Annotated in this window: 15 protein-coding genes; 13 read left to right on the forward strand and 2 right to left on the reverse strand. The window is 38.6% G+C overall.

The genetic code is table 11. The annotated features are described in order from the left end of the window. Positions 1-50 precede the first annotated feature (50 nt). Positions 51-2,156, reverse strand: coding sequence for a lytic transglycosylase domain-containing protein (locus V4P57_RS02095; protein ID WP_455466554.1), 2,106 nt, complete (start codon positions 2,154-2,156; stop codon positions 51-53). Between the two features lie 251 nt (positions 2,157-2,407). Between V4P57_RS02095 and dapA the strand changes: the two genes are divergently transcribed. Together dapA and smpB are read left to right on the forward strand one after the other, a co-directional pair. After that, a complete protein-coding gene (gene dapA, locus V4P57_RS02100) occupies positions 2,408-3,292 on the forward strand; it encodes a 4-hydroxy-tetrahydrodipicolinate synthase (protein ID WP_455466555.1) in 885 nt (294 codons plus the stop codon). Positions 3,293-3,309: 17 nt separating this feature from the next. Beyond that, on the forward strand, positions 3,310-3,786 hold the full coding sequence (gene smpB, locus V4P57_RS02105; protein WP_455466556.1) for an SsrA-binding protein SmpB: 477 nt from the start codon (positions 3,310-3,312) through the stop codon (positions 3,784-3,786). Between the two features lie 44 nt (positions 3,787-3,830). On the opposite strand, the gene V4P57_RS02110 is transcribed toward smpB, so the two are convergent. Further along, positions 3,831-4,499 carry a uracil-DNA glycosylase gene (locus V4P57_RS02110; RefSeq protein WP_455466946.1) on the reverse strand — a complete coding sequence of 223 codons (669 nt, stop codon included), beginning with the start codon at positions 4,497-4,499 and terminating at the stop codon, positions 3,831-3,833. 461 nt (positions 4,500-4,960) lie between these two features. Between V4P57_RS02110 and rpoZ the strand changes: the two genes are divergently transcribed. From rpoZ to panB, 11 genes are all read left to right on the forward strand, one after another. Further along, on the forward strand, positions 4,961-5,359 hold the full coding sequence (gene rpoZ, locus V4P57_RS02115) for a DNA-directed RNA polymerase subunit omega (protein ID WP_455466557.1): 399 nt from the start codon (positions 4,961-4,963) through the stop codon (positions 5,357-5,359). A 133-nt stretch (positions 5,360-5,492) separates the two neighbouring features. Next, positions 5,493-7,718, forward strand: a complete 2,226-nt coding sequence (locus V4P57_RS02120; RefSeq protein ID WP_455466558.1) for a RelA/SpoT family protein — start codon at positions 5,493-5,495, stop codon at positions 7,716-7,718. Positions 7,719-7,734: 16 nt separating this feature from the next. After that, the gene (gene pyrE / locus V4P57_RS02125; protein WP_455466947.1) at positions 7,735-8,313 is read left to right on the forward strand and encodes an orotate phosphoribosyltransferase; all 579 of its coding nucleotides are present in this window, start codon (positions 7,735-7,737) and stop codon (positions 8,311-8,313) included. A 95-nt stretch (positions 8,314-8,408) separates the two neighbouring features. Beyond that, positions 8,409-8,984 carry a DUF2062 domain-containing protein gene (locus tag V4P57_RS02130; protein ID WP_455466559.1) on the forward strand — a complete coding sequence of 192 codons (576 nt, stop codon included), beginning with the start codon at positions 8,409-8,411 and terminating at the stop codon, positions 8,982-8,984. Positions 8,985-9,007: 23 nt separating this feature from the next. Then, complete coding sequence (gene acpS, locus V4P57_RS02135; RefSeq protein WP_455466560.1) at positions 9,008-9,409, forward strand: holo-ACP synthase; 402 nt, start codon at positions 9,008-9,010, stop codon at positions 9,407-9,409. A gap of 80 nt (positions 9,410-9,489) precedes the next feature. Next, positions 9,490-10,302 (forward strand): signal peptidase I, encoded by an 813-nt coding sequence (lepB, locus tag V4P57_RS02140; RefSeq protein ID WP_455466561.1) that lies wholly within the window; start codon positions 9,490-9,492, stop codon positions 10,300-10,302. Next, entirely contained in the window at positions 10,283-10,990 is a 708-nt protein-coding gene (gene rnc / locus V4P57_RS02145; RefSeq protein WP_455466562.1) for a ribonuclease III, read from the forward strand. Before lepB ends, rnc begins: the two co-directional genes overlap by 20 nt. Continuing rightward, positions 10,983-11,891 carry a GTPase Era gene (gene era, locus V4P57_RS02150; protein WP_455466563.1) on the forward strand — a complete coding sequence of 303 codons (909 nt, stop codon included), beginning with the start codon at positions 10,983-10,985 and terminating at the stop codon, positions 11,889-11,891. The genes rnc and era overlap by 8 nt, the downstream gene beginning before the upstream one ends. After that, positions 11,888-12,634 carry a DNA repair protein RecO gene (gene recO, locus V4P57_RS02155; protein ID WP_455466564.1) on the forward strand — a complete coding sequence of 249 codons (747 nt, stop codon included), beginning with the start codon at positions 11,888-11,890 and terminating at the stop codon, positions 12,632-12,634. The genes era and recO overlap by 4 nt, the downstream gene beginning before the upstream one ends. 18 nt (positions 12,635-12,652) lie before the next feature. Beyond that, positions 12,653-13,498, forward strand: coding sequence for a pantoate--beta-alanine ligase (panC, locus tag V4P57_RS02160; protein WP_455466565.1), 846 nt, complete (start codon positions 12,653-12,655; stop codon positions 13,496-13,498). Between the two features lie 11 nt (positions 13,499-13,509). Continuing rightward, a complete protein-coding gene (gene panB, locus V4P57_RS02165; RefSeq protein WP_455466566.1) occupies positions 13,510-14,325 on the forward strand; it encodes a 3-methyl-2-oxobutanoate hydroxymethyltransferase in 816 nt (271 codons plus the stop codon). Positions 14,326-14,793: the final 468 nt, after the last annotated feature.

Here is a 14,793-nt window from a genome sequence, read left to right on the forward strand (position 1 = left end):
TTGACAAATGAGAATGAGTGACTTTGAAGTAAATCGAGATTGTATTATTTTCATTGGCTGGAGAGAAGAGCAGCCTGTATGTCTGTTTTTCCAGTCAATCTTGCTTTGTAAACTCCATAATTTTCCATAACACGCATCACATAATTACGTGTTTCTGTGTAGGGAATCCGTTCAATCCAATCGATGACTTTATCAAGAGATTGCCTTCGAGGATCACCATAGCGTTTTATCCATTCATCGACACGACGGGATCCTGCATTATAACCAATAAGAGTTAATATATAGGATCCATTAAAACGTTCCAGTTGTTCGTTGAGAAAATAAGCCCCTAATGTAGCATTATAATTGGCATCACTGCTTAATTTTTTTGGTGACCATATGATTGAATATTTCTTGGCAAGTGTTTTTGCTGTTGTCGGCATTAATTGGAGTATGCCTTGTGCGCCTGCTTTTGATATGGCTGTTGGATTAAATTCACTTTCTTGTCGCGCAACGGCATAAACAAGCGCTTGTTCTACGGCAGCAACATGAATAGAGGCTGGTATAGCACCTATAGGATGGGAGAGTGCACCAACATTTTTACCTTGAAAAACAGCAGTTTTTCCGATTTTGAGGCTGGTATAATAGTCGCCATTTTTTTCTGCCATCACGGCCAGAAGAGCCAATTCGCCCGGGCTTTCTATTTTTTGGCCGAGTTCTCTATAAAAAAATTTAGCAAGGTTAGCATAGCCAGCCGCTTCAAGGCGTTGAATTGCCTTAATGGCTTCTCGTGCACTAAAACGTTGCCGTTCAGAGGTTGTTGGCTTGGGAAAAGAAATTTCGAGCTTTTTTTTGTTAAGACGTGCAGCTGCTAATTGACCATAATAAGTTGCACTAAAACGAGCCGCATGATGGAAATAATTCTGGGCATTTTTATGTTCACCTAGAGTTTCTGCTGTTCGTCCCATCCAATAGTATCCACGGGATGCAGAAAGAGGTGCAGAAGATAATTGAGGAATACGCGAAAAATGGTGCATTGCTAATTTAGGATTATGAAGAAACCGTAGCGCATACCATCCTGCATGAAATTCAGCATCGACAGTCAATGATGATATCATACCAGTATGTGTGGCAACGAGTTGATAAGCAATTTTAGGTTCGTTTAAATCAAGCATTTCGCGAGAAAGAGCACGTTGCTCTTTCCATAATGCATACGGGTTCATAAGTTTTAATACATCTCTTGGTGTTTTCATCATGAGTGTTGCAGCTACATTATACTGCCCAGTTCGCCGAAGATGGCGAATTTGAGCAAATTGTAAGAGAGGATCTTTTTGCCATGATCGCTCTACAGCTCGTAATTTTTGCGTGGCTCTAGGATCATTTTTTTCAACGGCAACAAAAGCGTTAAAAAGAGATTGAGCATGAGCTAATTTTGCAACGCGCTCAGCTGAATCGAAGTGATGTGCATAAAGCATAAACTGCATGCGTTTCAGATGATCGATAGGTTTTAACGCAGCACTTGCATTTTTAAGAATAAGCTCTTCTTCTTTTGTATTAAGCTTTTCTTTATGCCACCACGGTGCAATGATTTGTTGAGCACGGGCGGTTTGTCCAGTTGCGATAAGTGCTTTAGCGAACATAGCCATACCTTGTGCTGTTAGGGGGGGATGATAAGAAAATTTTTGGATAATTACATGTGCGGAATTGGTTTCATTGATAAAAGCACGTTCAGCATTACGTTGCATAATGTCTATACCTGGCCATCCCTTTAGCTGTTTGATTGCACTAAATATTTCAGAGCTTGGTATATTGGCTTGGCTTGATATACTTATTGCCCATGTCAAAATATGACGATCAAGGCTATTTTTTTCCAATGAATTACGAAGACTTATTGTTTTTGCAATATTGTTGTTTAAAAGCGCATCTAAACCCACTTTAAGTTGCTTGAGAGTAGAGTTATTATTAAGTGTAGGATAACTGTGGGGTGGCGTGTGAATCTGTCTAAAAGATTTTTGAGTTTCTTTTTTTATGACAAAAGGGGTGGGGCGAACTAAAGGGATTGGTGCTTTCCCATGCAAAAAGGGTGTTTGTGCGCATGCGCTTGAAAATAAAATTGTTGTTGCCAGTATAAATACAGTAAAGGTTTGTAGAAAAAAGGGGGCAGAAAATGCACGCATAGAGAAAAAACCTTGAGAGCTTGCTTTTTGGGGCTACTCAAGAATTGTTAGAATAGAAGCATGAAAAACCCGTTAATGCAGGCTGATACTTTAAAGAGATGTCTGGAATTGAAAGAGATACATGTTAAATCTTGAGAGGGCCATTGTGAAATTCGTCTTGCTTCAATGAAAAAGCAGGATTATGTTCTATTATGAGTAATTTATAAAGGCCATTTTTAAAAAATCAAAGAGAACATTAGAGGGAGTTTATTATGCTCAAGGGAGCCGTAACTGCACTTATCACACCATTTAATGATAAAGGTGCTATTGATGAGAAAGCATTTTGCAATTTTGTTGAGTGGCAGATTGCACAAGGTATTAATGGTGTGAGCCCCGTTGGGACGACAGGTGAAACACCAACTTTAAGTCATGAAGAACATAAGAGAGTTATAGAATTGTGTGTTGAGCAGGTTGCTAAGCGTGTTCCTGTTATTGCTGGAGCAGGATCAAATAGCACAAGTGAAGCTGTAGAACTTGCACAACATGCGCAAAAGGCAGGTGCAGATGCTGTTCTGGTTGTGACACCCTATTATAACAGACCTAATCAATCTGGTCTATACATGCATTTTTCTTCTATTGCAAAGGCTATTTCTATACCTATTATAATTTATAATATTCCCGGTCGTTCTGTTATTGATATGGCTGTGGAAACGATGAGAGATCTTTGTCGAGATTTTAAAAATATCATTGGTATCAAGGATGCGACGAGCAAAATTGAGCGTGTAAGTGAACAACGCGAGAAGTGTGGCAAGGATTTTATACAGCTTTCCGGTGATGATTGTACAGCATTAGGCTTTAATGCACATGGAGGTGTTGGATGTATTTCGGTTTCCTCCAATGTTGCTCCAAGACTCTGTGCAGAGCTTCAAGCTGCGTGTTTGCGTGGTGATTATAAAACAGCACTAGAATTAAATGATCGCCTGATGCCTCTCAATCGTGCGGTATTTATTGAACCTAGTCCTGCAGGTATTAAATATGCTGCTGCAAAATTGGGGATTTGTAGCAGTGCTGTTCGTTCCCCGATTATTCCATTAACGGATACAACAAAAAAGATTATTGATGCAGCTTTATGCCATGCGGGTCTGCTTAAAGAATGAAATGATGTAATGTAGCCATGAACAAAAAAAAGAACGCGCCAGTACGAAAAATAATTGCTGACAATCGTAAAGCCCGTTTTAATTATGAAATTCTCGATAATCTTGAGGTTGGTCTGGTACTTCAAGGAGCGGAAGTGAAGTCTTTACGCTCTAATCATGCAAATATTGCTGAAAGTTATGCCAGCTTTGAAAATGGGGAATTATGGTTAGTGAATAGCTATATTCCTGAATATACGCAAGCTAATCGTTTTAATCATGAGCCACGTCGTTTGCGTAAGTTATTAATTTCTAAACGTGAAATGGTACGTTTTTTTAATGCGACTTCTCGCGAAGGAATGACACTTGTCCCCCTCAAACTTTATTTTAATGAAAGAGGACGTGCCAAGTTGGAAATTGCGCTAGCACGTGGGAAAAAACTTCATGATAAGCGTGAAACGGAAAAGAAACGTGATTGGGGGCGTGAAAAAGCAAGGCTTTTAAAAAAATATGGATGATAAAATTGGTTGCCATACCTTTTTTATGTACTTCTCAGAAGATTTCAGCATTGATCCAGATATGTTTTTGCTGCTTCAAAAATTTGATGAAACATAGCATCTGTTAAACGCCCAGTGTTGGTATTATAGCGTGAACAATGATAGCTTGAAAAGATACGTAATCTTCCGATGTTATTTATTTCGCCATGTCCGAAAGGATGGGCTAAAATTTTTGCATTGAGAGCGCGTAGTGTTGAATGGTGTGCAATAGTTCCGAGGGTAATAACAGCTTTCAGTTTGGGAAGATTTGTTAGAAGAGGAGAAAAGAAATATCGGCAAGTGTTAATTTCTGCACCAGTGGGTTTATTTTCTGGTGGAACACAACGAACTGAGTTGACAATTGCTACATCAATCAATTCAAGAGTGTCGTCCGCTCTTTCTTCGAAGGTTCCTTGAGCAAAACCAAACTTTTTTAAAGTGGAATAAAGCAAGTTTCCAGCATAATCACCAGTGAACGGGCGTCCAGTTCGATTTGCTCCACGCAATCCAGGAGCAAGACCGACAATGAGGAGGCGTGTTGTGGCGGCACCTTTATAGGGAAAGAATGAGCGCACCGGTGCGTTATGCCAGCTTGGTTCTCTCATACGCCATTCAGAGATGAAAGTGTGTAAGCGTGGGCATAAGTTGCAATTTTTCGGCGGTTCTGGGCAAAGCGATGTTAATTGGCTATTTATGGAGTCGGCATTAATCATTTTTTATAAAAATTCTTTTGAGCTGTTTATTATGACAAATTATATCTTTGTAAACAGCTACGATGAATACGAACGAACTATTTAATAACAAAGTTTAACATAAAATTATTGTTGATTACTTTGCAAAGAGAAATAATTTGTTAGTGATTTATTGGAGCAATAAGATGTTAATGAATATGGTGTTTCATGGGATAAAATCTCTCATTTTATGAATATCTTATTATAAAATTGTGCATTAACATGTTGTTATTACGAAAGACTTTTAATAATTTTGAATGGTTTATGTTCCTTTAAAGGATAACCTCCAGAGAAAGTATTTTTTCAATAAGCTCTTTGGGCAAAAAATATTAAATTATGCATTGTTTTTCTTGTGTTTTGTTTTGTTTGTTGTATACACTTTATTTTCATTATGAAATTTTTTAATCTTTAAGAAAGAGATATAAATGGCTCGCGTAACGGTAGAAGATTGTGTTGATAAAGTTGATAACCGCTTTGAGTTGGTGCTTTTAGCTGGGCATCGGGCGCGTCAAATTTCGCAGGGTGCGCAGATCACGGTTGATCGTGATAATGATAAAAATCCAGTTATTGCTTTGCGTGAAATAGCAGAAGAGACATTATCGCCTGCCGATTTGAGAGAAGATCTTATTCATTCTCTGCAAAAGCATGTAGAAGTGGATGAGCCAGAAATGGCAAGTGAATTGATTACGCACTCAGGTGAAGCTGAAAGTGTTTTTGAGATTTCCTCAGAAGAAGGGGGTAGTTCGTTTGATCATATGTCAGAAGAAGAGCTTTTAGCAGGTATTGAGGGTTTGGTTGTTCCAGAGAAGAGTGACGATTATTAATTGCAGTGGTTTATAGTTGCGAAAGCGTGCATGCATTTTATGTGAGAGCGATCATTTTTTCTTGTGTTTTATTGATGAAATATGTTGATGTTCAATAAGGATTAAGTTGTAAAGAGATAAAGGATGTGCTCGTATGATGCGTCAGTGTGAGCTTGTTGGACGTGTTCAACGTTACAAGTCTGACGTGGATGAGGCTCTGTTAAATAGAGCCTATGATTATGCAATGCGAAAGCATGGTCATCAAAAACGTGCTTCGGGTGATCTTTATTTTTCTCATCCTTTAGAAGTAGCCGCTATTTTGACAGATATGCGGTTAGATGAGGCAACGATTGCTGTCGCTCTTTTGCATGATACAATTGAAGATACAAGTGCTACACGAGCAGAGATTGATCAGCTTTTTGGATCTGAAATTGGTAAGTTGGTTGAAGGGCTCACAAAACTTAATAAGCTTGATCTTGTATCGAAGAAGGCAGTACAAGCAGAAAATCTTCGTAAACTTCTCATCGCTATTTCTGATGATGTACGCGTCCTTTTAGTCAAACTTGCTGATCGTCTTCATAATATGCGTACTCTTGGTGTTATGCGTGATGAGAAGCGCCGGCGAATTGCTGAGGAGACAATGGATATTTATGCGCCGCTTGCTGGTCGTATGGGTATGCAGGACATGCGCGAGGAATTAGAAGATCTTTCTTTCTTCTATCTAAATCCAGAAGGTTATCGTACGATTACTAATCGACTAGCTGAATTATCGAAGCGTAATCGTGATTTACTTTCTACAATTGAAAATGAGTTGACAAAGCTTTTTTTCGAGCATGGCATTAAAGCAAATGTTAAAAGCCGTCAGAAAAAATCTTATTCAGTTTTTCGCAAAATGGAAAGTAAAGCACTCTCTTTTGAACAATTGTCCGATATTTTTGGATTTCGCGTTATTGTTGAAACAGTGAATGATTGTTATCGTGCTCTTGGTGTTATCCATACGACGTGGCCAATGGTACCTGGTCGTTTTAAAGATTATATTTCTATACCAAAACAAAATGATTATCGTTCCATTCATACGACGATTGTAGGGCCTTCAAGGCAACGTGTTGAGCTTCAGATTAGAACTTCTGCGATGGATGAAATTGCTGAATATGGTGTTGCAGCACATTCCATTTATAAAGATCATGGTTCCAATTATTCGACTTCAAAGTTATCAAGCGAAACCAATGCCTATGCATGGTTACGTCAAACGATACAATCTTTGTCAGATGGGGATAATCCAGAAGAGTTTTTAGAGCATACAAAACTTGAGCTTTTTCAAGATCAAGTTTTTTGTTTTACCCCAAAAGGTCGATTGATTGCTTTTCCAAAAGGCGCCACGCCTATTGATTTTGCTTACGCAGTTCATACTGATATTGGTGATTCTTGTGTGGGTGTAAAAATCAATGGTCGTATTATGCCTTTGATGACAAAATTAAAAAATGGGGATGAAGTTGATATTATACGTTCACAAGCTCAAATTCCACCAGCAGCGTGGGAGTTTCTTGTTGTAACAGGTAAAGCACGCTCAGCCATTCGTCGGGCAACTCGTGCTGCGGTACGCAAGCAATATTCTGGTTTAGGACATCGTATATTAGAGCGTTCATTTGAGTATATGGGAAAACAATTTTCAAAAGACGATCTTAAGCAAGTTTTGCCACGTTTGGCACGCAAAGATGTAGAAGACGTATTAGCCGCTGTTGGGCGTGGTGAATTACTTTCTGCGGATGTAATTAAAGCGGTTTACCCTGATTATCAAGATCATCGTGTCTTACAAAAATCCTATTTTAAGTCTGGAGAAGAAGGTTGGTTTAACATTGAAAATGCTCAAGGGATGATTTTTAAAGTTCCAGAAAATGAAAAGGATGTAACTGTGGAGAAACATCAGTCCAAAGCATTACCTATTCGAGGAACCCGTGGAGATATTCCTGTCCGGTTCTCTCCTGCAGGAGCAGTACCAGGAGATCGGATTATTGGCATTATGCAACCAGGATCGGGAATTGTTATTTATCCGATACAATCTTCGGCTTTGATGGCGTATGATGATCAACCAGAACGATGGATTGATGTCCGCTGGGATATTGATGCTCAAATGAATGAACGTTTTCCTGCTCGAGTTAATATTTTAGCTGTTAACAGTCCAGGCTCTTTGGCTGAAATTACGCAAGTGATTTCTGCCAATGATGCCAATATCCAAAATTTATCGTTTATCCGTACAGCACCAGATTTTACAGAAATTATGATTGATCTGGAGGTTTGGGATTTAAAACATTTGAATCGTATTTTTTCTCAGTTAAAAGAGGCGGGTTCGGTTAGTGCAGTAGAGCGGGTTCATGGATAAAAAGAGAAATTTTATGATGAATACACAAGATGTGATTGATATTTTTAAACAAGCAGATGCTATTTTAGAAGGGCATTTTATTTTAACATCGGGTCGTCATAGCGCTACTTATATGCAGAAGGCAAAAGTATTTATGTATGCTGATTTAACGGAAAAGTTATGTCGTGGATTGGCTGAAAAAATCAAAAAATCTGTTGAGGGAAAAGTTGATTATGTTGTTGGTCCTGCGATTGGTGGTCTTATTCCTTCATACGAAACTTCACGTCATCTCGGTGTTCCCTCTCTTTGGGTAGAGCGCGTAAATGGTGTATTTGAGTTGCGTCGTTTTGAAATCAAGAAAGGTGCACGGGTTGTAATTGTTGAAGATATTGTCACAACAGGTCTTTCCATTCGTGAGACGGTTGAGGCTTTGGTTGCAGCAGGAGCAAATGTGTTGGCGAGTGCATGTATTCTTGATCGTTCTGGCGGTAAGGTTGATGTCGGAGTTCCATTGATTGCACTTGCTGAATACGAGATAGCATCTTATGCGAGTGATGCACTTCCTGCTGAACTCGCTATGCTTCCAGCGATTAAGCCGGGAAGTCGGAATATTTAATTGCTTTTCTATTTTTTTTTATGCAAAAGCTTTGGAGAAATTCATTTGAATCATACGAATTATTTTATTGTCAAAGAATGTATATTGAGAATCATATGCTTTTTCGTCGTAGAGAACCAATAGATTTTGTAAAGCGTATTCGACTTTGGTTATGGCCACGTCGTTCATTCTCTCGTTCATTTTCCTACATACGTAAACGTGTTTTGCGTATATCAGCCACACCGCATAAAGTAGCGTTAGGATTTGCTATTGGTATTTTTTTAGCTTGTTCTCCTCTCTTTGGAATGCATATTGTTTTGGCAATATTTTTTTCTTGGATTTTTCGCGCAAATTTTGCAGCATCAATCATTGGAACAGTTTTTTCTAATCCCCTTACATTTCTGCTGATTGTTATGGCTGATTATAAGGTTGGCTATTTCTTTTTATCACTTTTTAGCAATGTAAATGAAATTTCTCTTTCGCAAATTCGCGTTTTATTTAATGGCTTAACACTGTCAAATGTATCTCTGCTTTTTAAGGGCACATGGGATTCAATCATGAGACCAATGATTTTAGGTGGTACCCTTTTAGGTTTTATTTTTGGTGGATTATCTTATATAGGTGTTTATAGAGCGATCGTTCGCTTTCAACAAAAGCGATACCAAAAGATTATAAAAAAAAAGCATTTGTAGCAAAGAAATTCGGGTGGTATTGTATGATCGTTGGTCTTGGAAATGATCTGATTGATATAAGACGCATTGAGAAAATGTTGATTCGTTATGGCAGCCGTTTTGTTGAGCGTGTTTTTACCGACGTGGAGCAGATCAGATCTGAAAATCTTCAAAAAAGATCTTCTTCTTACGCCAAAAGATTTGCTGCCAAAGAAGCATGTGCTAAGGCTTTGGGTACAGGAATCGCTTATGGAGTGGGTTGGAAAGACATGAGAGTGGTTAATTTACCATCCGGAAAACCAGTCGTGAAACTCACAGATCGCGCGCAATTGCAATTACAAAAGTTATTGCCTCCTCATTATGAAGCTGTCATTCATTTGAGTATAACGGATGATTTTCCTTGGGCACAGGCATTTGTTGTTATCGAGGCGCTTCTACGTGAGTAAATATTGTTGGAGATTGTGCTTTTGTTATTTGAACATTATGATAAAGATGAATTATATCTGTGATGGGAAGGTGGTTTGGAATGATCCAGAAAGAGAAAATCCGCAAAAAGGAAAAAAAAGGCGGAGCTTTTGAATTTATTTTAGTTTTAATACAGGCTCTGTTTCTAGCAGCACTTATTCGTACACTCTTTTTTCAGCCTTTTAGTATTCCTTCTGGTTCAATGCGCCCTACTTTGCTTGTAGGAGATTATCTGTTTGTTTCCAAGTATGCATATGGATATTCTCGTTTTTCCATACCTTTTTCTCCCCCCCTTTTTTCGGGACGTATTTGGGCATCTCAGCCTCAGCGTGGAGATGTTGCGGTTTTTCGTTTACCGAGTAATCCTAGTATTGATTATATAAAACGTGTTGTTGGGCTACCAGGTGATCGTATACAAGTTCGTCAAAGTGTTCTTTATATTAATGATCAGGCTGTTTCACGCCATTTTATAGGGAAGATTGACAATTCTGATATAACAGAGGTCAACTACCCTGTTGACGTTTATCGCGAGACAATGCCTAATGGTGTTAGCTATGATACACTTGATTTAGCTTTTATCCCACAAGTTGATGATACAAAAGTCTTTGAAGTTCCACAGGGGCATTATTTTATGATGGGAGATAATCGCGATAATTCAGACGATAGTCGTTTGGATGTAGGCTATGTTCCAGAAGAGAATCTTATTGGTCGAGCAAGCGTGATTTTTTTCTCTATCAGTAATGGTTCAAGTGCTTGGCAAATTTGGCGCTGGCCATTTGATGTGCGTTGGAGTCGTTTGTTTTCTTTTATCAATACTGTTCATGATTTGCCGCTTGTCAAGCAAGGAATCAATGATGAAGCGTCCAATAATTGATCAGCTTGAGAAACTGATGGGGCATCATTTTAAAGATGAAGAGAGACTAAAAAGAGCATTAACACATTCTAGTGTACAAGATTCAGAACAGGGCAATTATGAGAGACTAGAATTTTTAGGTGATAGGGTTCTAGGACTTTTGATTGCAGAGATGCTATATCAATTTTTTCCGCAAGCAAGTGAAGGTGAATTATCGGTACGTTTAAACGGTTTGGTAAATGCGCAGACATGTGCCGATATTGCGCGAGAGATGGGTTTGCCTGATATGATTTATGTTGGTTTTGAGATGAAAAACTTAAAGGGTCGCCGGCTCACAAATATGTACGCTGATGTGATTGAAGCTTTGATTGCTGTCATGTATCTTGATGGAGGATTAAAGAGTGTTCGGCCCTTCATTCAAAAATATTGGCAAAGTCGAGCAAAACAGATGGATGCTGGTCGGCGGGATGCCAAGACAGAGTTGCAGGAATGGGCGCATGTACAAGGCGGTGTACAGCCACAGTATCGGGTTATAAAACGTTCAGGTCCAGATCATGATCCTGTTTTTGTAGTAGAGGTAAGTATTTCTGGTTATGTTCCAGAGATTGGACAGGGCAGTTCTAAAAGATATGCCGAAAGAATGGCAGCTGAAAAAATTTTGCAACGAGAAGGTATATGGAAAACAATGGGAAAAAGTGGTCATGAATGACGTTAAAACGCGTTCTGGTTTTGTTGTACTTATTGGAATGCCTAATGCTGGTAAATCGACTTTAGTTAATCAGTTGGTTGGAACAAAGATTTCAATTGTAACGCATAAAGTACAAACAACGAGAACTTTAATTCGCGGCATTGTCATTCATGATAATACACAAATTGTGTTGATTGATACACCGGGTGTTTTTCGTCCTCATAAGCGGTTAGAACGTGCAATGGTTTCTACTGCGTGGGAGAGTGCTAAGAATGCTGATATTCTTTTAGTTTTGATTGATGTTCAAAGCGGTCTTTCTGATGATGTTTATAGGATGTTAGATATTGTAAAAAATATCAGACAAAATAAGATTCTTGTCCTTAATAAGATTGATACAGTTGTTAAATCATCCCTTTTAGCATTAACCGCAAAAATTCATGAGCGCATAAAATTTTCGCAGACATTTATGATTTCGGCATTGAATGGTTCTGGTTGTAAGGATTTGCTTCATGCGTTGAGTAACATGATGCAGGAGGGACCATGGTACTATCCGGAGGATCAAATTTCAGATATGCCCATGCGTCATCTTGCTGCTGAAATTACGCGCGAAAAGCTTTTTCTTCGTCTTCACGATGAACTCCCTTATTCTTCAACAGTTGAAACAGAGAACTGGGAAGAGCATTCAGATGGTTCAGTTAAAATTAATCAGGTCATCTATGTAGAGCGTGATAGCCAGAAAAAAATTGTTTTAGGAACGAAAGGCGATACAATTAAAGCGATTGGTCTGGCAGCGCGTAAAGAACTCATGGAAATTCTGGATCAGAAGATTCATCTTTTTCTATTTGTGAAAGTGCATGATAATTGGGATACCGATCCAGAACGTTACCGCGAAATGGGATTGGATTTTTTTAAAATAAAATGAAATGGAAAGAACAAGCCTTTATCCTTGGTACACGCCAATATGGTGAAACAAGTGTTATTCTGGAAGTTATGACGCGTCAGCGTGGCCGTTGTATGGGAGTGGTAAAAGGGGGACGTTCGCGTCGTATGGCAGCTCTTCTTCAACCTGGGAATTTTGTTGAGGCTGAATGGTGGGCACGTTTAGATGAACATTTGGGACTTTTTCGGCTTGAAGCACTTGACTTACATGCGGCACGATTAATCCTCTTACCAGAGGCGCTTTATGCTTTACAGTTGATAGCTTTCCATTTGCGTCTTCTTCCCGAGCGTGATCCGCATCCTGTTTTATATGATATTTTACATCTTTTTATGCAGAATTTTGATGAACTGTCTGTAAACGCCGAATTGCTTGTACGCTTTGAAATGCGTCTTCTTGAAGAATTTGGTTTTGGTCTTGATTTGTCTCATTGTGCTGCAACAGGCAGCTCGGAAAGACTTTGTTACGTGTCGCCAAAGTCGGGACAGGCTGTATGTGAGGAAGCAGGGCGCCCTTGGAAAGAGAAACTTTTAACTTTACCACAGTTTCTGGTGCAAAGAACTACACGTCCTGCAGATTTTAATGAGATAATGAATGGTTTCATTCTAACAGGTTTCTTTTTAATGCGTCATGTCTGGGGACCACGGGATATAAAGCAGCCATCAGTGCGCATGAATTTGATACAATTGTTTGAGCGGCGATTTCGTATGCAAGCATTAATTTGTTGAAAATGGATAAATATAAATATGCGAATTTTAAAAACAATTGCTGAAGTACGCCAATATATCGCAGAAGAACGACGTTTAAGATTTTCGATTGGTTTGGTTCCCACTATGGGAGCGTTACATGATGGCCATCTGGCATTGGTACAGCAAGCAAGGGCAATGTGTGACCGAGTATTGGTTTCTATTTTTGTCAATCCGAAGCAATTTGGCCTCCACGAAGATTTTGATAAATATCCAAGAGATTTAATGGGCGATTGTGCTTTGTTGAAAAAAGCGGGTGTTGAATATATTTTTGCACCTTCTGTGGAAGAAATGTGGCCACCGGGAAATGACACAATTGTGAAGGTAGAAAAATTATCACGTATTTTGATAGGGAGGTTACGTCCAGGGCATTTTTGTGGCGTGACCAGCGTTGTTGCTAAGCTTTTTAATATTGTCCAGCCAGATAAGGCTTTTTTTGGGGAAAAAGATTTTCAGCAAATTTTAATTATTCGACGTATGGTTGAAGATTTGGCTTTTCCTGTTGAAATTATTGGTGTACCTATTTTACGTGATGCAGATGGTGTCGCTAGTTCTTCAAGGAATCAGCTTTTAACATTAGAAGATCGCAAAGCTGCAAAAATTATTCCTGAAAGTGGTAAAGCTGCTGAAAGGCTTTATCACCAAGGGGAACGATCAGTTGATAAATTATATAAAATTGTTCGTAATATTTTACAGCAAGAATCGCGCGCGGTTATTGAATCAATAGATTTACGAGATATGGAAACTTTATCTGTAATTAAGGGAATTTTAGATAAACCTGCAGTTTTATTATTAACTGTCCGTTTTGGTGAGGTTAGGCTTATTGATCAATATATCTTGCAATAGAAGGGTTTAAAATGAGTGTACACAAAACCATAAAGCGTATGACTGCTTCTGAAATAAGGTTGAGAAAAGGAAAAGAACCAATTGTATCTTTAACGGCTTACCAAGCTTATAGTGCGCGAATTGCTGATCCATATTGTGATTTTCTTTTGGTTGGTGATAGCGTTGGTATGGTTGTGCATGGGTTTGATACAACGCTTCCTGTAAGTGTGGACATGATGATTTTGCATGGACAGGCAGTGATGCGTGGCTCTGAGAGGGCATTGGTGGTTGTTGATATGCCCTTTGGTTCTTATGAAGAAAGTCCAGAACAAGCTTTTTCTAATGCGTCACGTATTCTTGCGGAGACAGGATGTGGTGCAATTAAGCTTGAAGGTGGTGTTTATATAGCGGAAACGATTGATTTTTTGTGTAAACGCGGGATTCCCATTATGGGTCATATTGGTCTTACACCCCAAGCAGTAAATCGTTTTGGTGGCTTTAAGACACAAGGACACGATGAAAGTAATTGGCGGCAGATTGAAGCGGATGCAGTAGCGGTTGAGGAAGCTGGTGCCTTTGCTGTTGTTGTAGAAGGGGTTGTTGAACCTCTAGCGGTGAAGCTTACAGAAATGCTTTCTCTTCCTACTATTGGCATTGGAGCATCGAGTCAATGTGATGGGCAGATATTGGTAATGGAAGATATGTTAGGTTATGGTACGTGGGTTCCTAAATTTGTACGCCGTTATGGTATCCTTGAACAAGAAATGGAGACGGCGATTAAAAATTATGCAAATGATGTTAAATCACGTACTTTTCCCTCTGAGGCAGAAATTTATAAGCTTAAATAAAAATTAGATTAAGATAAAAAGCTCTATGGAAAAGAGTATTTTTTACAGAAGGTTAAGATAAGCGGATTTTTTGTACACATTTTTCTCATGCCCAATTTGATTTATTAATTTTTTATATGATCCATATAATGGTCAATGAGATCAGAATGTTTTGTAGTATTGTTGATGGCATATTGTAGAAAGTGTTTGCACTCAGTGATGTTTTCTTTTGAGGGATTGATAAGATAGATCCTGAAAGGATGGAATTTTTCTCATAGTCTGTTTTAAAGAGTTCTGTGAGAAGAGTAATGCTCTAATATACTGGACGTTTTTTGGTATTATTGTCTGTAAGGGTGAGGCAATAATCCACTAAAGACATAAATAATGAGATGATATGTTTTTATTTTCATCAAAGGAGTACGATCTTAAGGGAAAGATACTGTGTGATTTTTATCATCGATAATTAAAGGATAAATGACAAAAAAATTG

The organism is Bartonella sp. B39 (genome assembly GCF_053795145.1).